General features: G+C 66.1%; 2 protein-coding genes and 2 pseudogenes. 3 read left to right on the top strand and 1 reads right to left on the bottom strand.

What is annotated here, in order from left to right; genetic code table 11:
• A pseudogene (locus ACFWJ4_RS41080) lies at positions 1-90 on the top strand (chitinase); the annotation flags it as partial.
• 128 nt (positions 91-218) lie between these two features.
• Here ACFWJ4_RS41080 and ACFWJ4_RS41075 read toward each other — a convergent pair.
• Positions 219-880: pseudogene (locus ACFWJ4_RS41075) on the bottom strand (GNAT family N-acetyltransferase).
• Between the two features lie 1,105 nt (positions 881-1,985).
• Between ACFWJ4_RS41075 and ACFWJ4_RS41070 the strand changes: the two are divergent.
• On the top strand, positions 1,986-3,272 hold the full coding sequence (locus ACFWJ4_RS41070) for an MFS transporter (RefSeq protein WP_380554437.1): 1,287 nt from the start codon (positions 1,986-1,988) through the stop codon (positions 3,270-3,272).
• 161 nt (positions 3,273-3,433) lie between these two features.
• A partial coding sequence (locus tag ACFWJ4_RS41065) for a condensation domain-containing protein (protein WP_380554434.1) occupies positions 3,434-3,757 on the top strand: 324 nt, incomplete at its 3' end.

The following is a 3,757-nucleotide window of genomic DNA, read 5'->3' as shown; positions in this document are numbered from 1 at the left end:
AACCCCGCACAGGTACAGAGCCGGATCAACGCCTACCAGCGCTTCACCCAACTGCTCGGCACCGTACCGGGCAACAACCTGAGCTGCTGAACACCCACGGCCCGCCCGACAACCGATCACCTGCCCGGTCCGCGAAGCCAGCGGACCGGGCAGGCCGGCGCCGGCAGGCGGTCCGGCCCTACTCTCGGACCGGACCGCCCACCGCGTGCCACTCCTCGCTAGGCCGCCCGGCCCGCCGGGTGGAAGTTGATGCGTTCGCGGATGACGGGGAACCCGGCCTTGGCAAAGTTCGCGGCCATGGGGAAGCTGGCCTGGTCCGTCGCTCCGGTGACGAACTCCGCGCCCTGCTCGACGAGGACGTGGGTGCACTCCGCGAGGAGGTCGTAGGCGTAGCCGCGACCCCGCTGTTCCGGGACGACTCCGATGAAGCCGATGGTCGGGCCGGAGGGGTTGTGGGCCGGAATGTGGATGCCTGCCAGGTCTCCCTCCGGCGTGTGTGCGACCTGCCACCACTCCCGCGGGGAGGGGCACCAGTGGAAGAAGTCGAGCTCCTCCTGGGCGAATTGGTCGAGGCCGCCCTCCGCGATGGCCCTGAGCGCGTGGGCGTCCAGGGTGGCGGAGTGGATACGGCGCAACGCGTCGAGGAACACGGTGTCGTCGGGTTCGGCGCTGAAGCGCAGGCGTCCGGGCCGCTCGGGCAGACCTCGCTCCGGGGTCCAGCGGTACAGGAAGCGCTCCACCAGGAGTTCGTACCGACGCGCTTCCAGTCGGAGCGGAACCGGGTATGCCGATGGCCTTCACGGGCGCCCAGGGGGTCGGGGAGTGCGTCGAAAAGATGAGCGTCGCTCGCGGAGAGCGCGCGGATGACCGGATCGGTCATGGATTCCTCCGGGATACAGGCTGCTTGGAGCGCTCCCGGTCAGACCTCACGAACCACGCCGGGACAGCGGAAGAGGGAGCGCTGGAAAGGTGTGAACCGCACGGCACTCGCCTCCTTCCATTCGTCTCGGGGCGTGGAGCCACACAGTACGTGATCTTCCGTGGGGCCGCCCACGGATTTCCGCACCCCTTGAAGGAGGGGCGGTAACCAGCCATCCTGCCCACCCGGCTCGGTCACCTGCCCCTGCCCCTGCCCCTGCTCGTCCTCTCCCTCGGCTCGGTCGCCCAACAACATGCTCACCACGTACAGTTCCAGCCTCGCCCTGCAAGCCGCGGGCGTCCGCATCCGCCCATGGGGCGGCTCACCTGGACATCCTCACCGTCACCGCGACCGTGCGCCGATGATCACGAACTGCGGGTGCCGAGAATGTAGTTGACCTTCAAGCCGTCGCCCCACACACTGAGACATGTGCAATGTTACATTGCAACAACACTCCGTTCGTCTCGGCGAAACCCATGCGGGATGCCTATGCAGAAGGAGAGCCCCTCGTGTCCCACGTCGCCCTGGCGGATGTCCCGTGCGGTGAGTCTGACGAGTCCCTTGTCGCAGGCCAGAGCTGCAGCAAGGACGGGGATAGCGTTGGCCTGGTCGCCGGCCCGCTCCTGTCGCACGGTCAGCCGGCGGTGGCCGAGCAGCCAGGAGACGGTGCGTACGGCCTTCCCCCCGTGGCAGTCACCCCGCTCGCCACTGTCGAGTCCGGGCCGGACCGCCGGATCACCATGACCAGGGCCTCGAAGGCCCGGCCGTCGCGGGGGCGGCGCACCGGCGGTGTACGGTCGACAGCGAGACGCCGAACGCCGGGACAAGGGACCGACGGAGTGGCCAGGCCCCCCCGTTCGTGGAGATCCGGCCGGCAGGACAGATCCACCCCCATCGGGATGCACCACTCCGCTTGACGCGCCGGCCCCGCACGAGACATTTTCCAGATGGCCAGTTCGCGAATGCTGTCGCAAATTTCGCCACCCCGGTGGCATCATTTTCCGGACCGCCGAACGGCGAAATCCTTGCCAATTTACTGTGACTGGTTGTCTATGATGGTAACTTCATGACCAACAAGCCGGGAATTTTAGAAGACCGAGGATTCAGGGGGCTCTTCGCCGCTACGGCAGTGAGTGCCGCCAGTGTCAGTGTGGCGAGGATCGCCATCCCGCTGGTTGCAGTCCTTGCGCTGGATGCCGGAGCGTTCGAAGTGGGGCTCGTCTCCACCTTCCTCACTCTCCCGTTCCTGCTGGTCGGCCTGCCGGCCGGCGTGTGGGTGGACCGGCTTCGGCGTCGCAGAATCCTTGTCCTGTGCCAGCTTGCGCGTTCTCTCATTCTTCTTTCCATTCCTCTGTGCTGGTGGGTCGGCCTCCTTTCGATCTGGCAGCTCTACGCCACCGTTCTCCTGTTCGGCGTGTGCAACGTATTCTTTGACGTCGCGTACCAGAGTTATCTCCCCAGCCTTGTGGGTCGGGACAGGGTACTGGAGGGGAATGCGAAGCTCACCGGCGTCCAGCAGGTCTTTGCCGTGGGTGGTCCTTCACTGGGCGGTCAGGCCGTGGCACTGCTCACGGCTCCGGTCTCCTTCGTGGTGACCAGCGTCGGCCTTCTGATCTCCTCGGCTTGCATCGCACGGATTCGCGCCGAAGAGGCCGAGCCGGTCCGTGGACCGGAATCCCGCATGCTCCAGGAGATCGGGGCTGGGCTCCGTCTGGTGCGCGGAAGCTCTCGGCTCCTCGCGATCGCCGGGTCCTCCGCCTGGCTGAACTTGACGTGGTATGCCGCTTACACGGTGATGATGCTCTTCCTGGCGAGGACGCTCGATCTGTCGCCCGCCTTGATCGGAATCTTCCTGAGCGTATCCGGAGCGGGTGGGCTCCTCGGGTCCTTCCTGGCGAGGCGGATTTCCGAGAAGGCCGGCCCCGGTCCTGCCATGTGGTTGATCCTGCTCCTCGGCTCCCCTTTTGCGCTCGTCCTTCCCTTTGTCGGATCCGGCTGGACGCTCTGGATCGCGGCCTGCGCCGACGGTGTCACGGCGTTTATGATCGTCGTCTACAATGTCACTCAAGTCAGCTGCACACAGACCCTGACCCCCGATGAATATCTCGGGCGAGTAAATGCCACGATGCGATTCCTGACCTGGAGCTTCATGCCCGTCGGCTCCGTACTGGGCGGCGCCGTGGCTGGGTGGCTCGGGGTACGCCAGGGGCTTTGCGTGTGTGCCGCCGCGGGCTGTTTCGCCTTTATTCCGATTCTCCTTTCGCCGTTGCGTACCATGCGGAAGTTCCCGTCGTCGCCCAACGGTGACGATGAGGCTCCTGAAGGATTTGCGGCGGCGGCCGCCAAACGCTGAGCACCTCATTCTTGAGTGTTGTCCGACTGGCTTGTCTTCATTCTTGATGTGTCCCCTTCATTGTGTGCTGCGAGCTCTCCTGCATGCCCTGCGGAGAGAACTCCAACCCGCACGAGAGGGGTGCCGACCTGTGCCTAGAGAGGGTTCTCGGAGCGATGGCTGTGGGTAGCGACGACTTATCCGCATCGGTTGTTGATGGTCAATTGGCCTACTGGCGTGAGGCGTTGGCGGGTCTGGAGCCGTTGGAGCTGCCGACGGACCGGCCGCGGCCCGCGGTGCGGTCGGGGCGCGGGTCGAGCTTTGAGTTCGCGGTGCCGGCCGAGGTGACCGGTGGGCTGCGGGAGCTGGCGCGGCGCGAGGACTGCACGCTGTTCATGGTGATGCTCGGCCTGTTCCAGGTGCTGCTCTCCACGTACTCGGGGCAGTCCGACGTGGCGGTCGGCGTGCCGATCGCGGGACGGAACCGGCCGGAGACCGAGGAGCTG

The organism is Kitasatospora sp. NPDC127067 (genome assembly GCF_042724755.1).
GTDB classification, from domain to species: Bacteria; Actinomycetota; Actinomycetes; order Streptomycetales; family Streptomycetaceae; genus Kitasatospora; species Kitasatospora lactacystinica.
The sequence above is the reverse complement of the archived record's forward strand: the minus strand, read 5'-3'. Positions and strand labels throughout refer to the sequence as shown.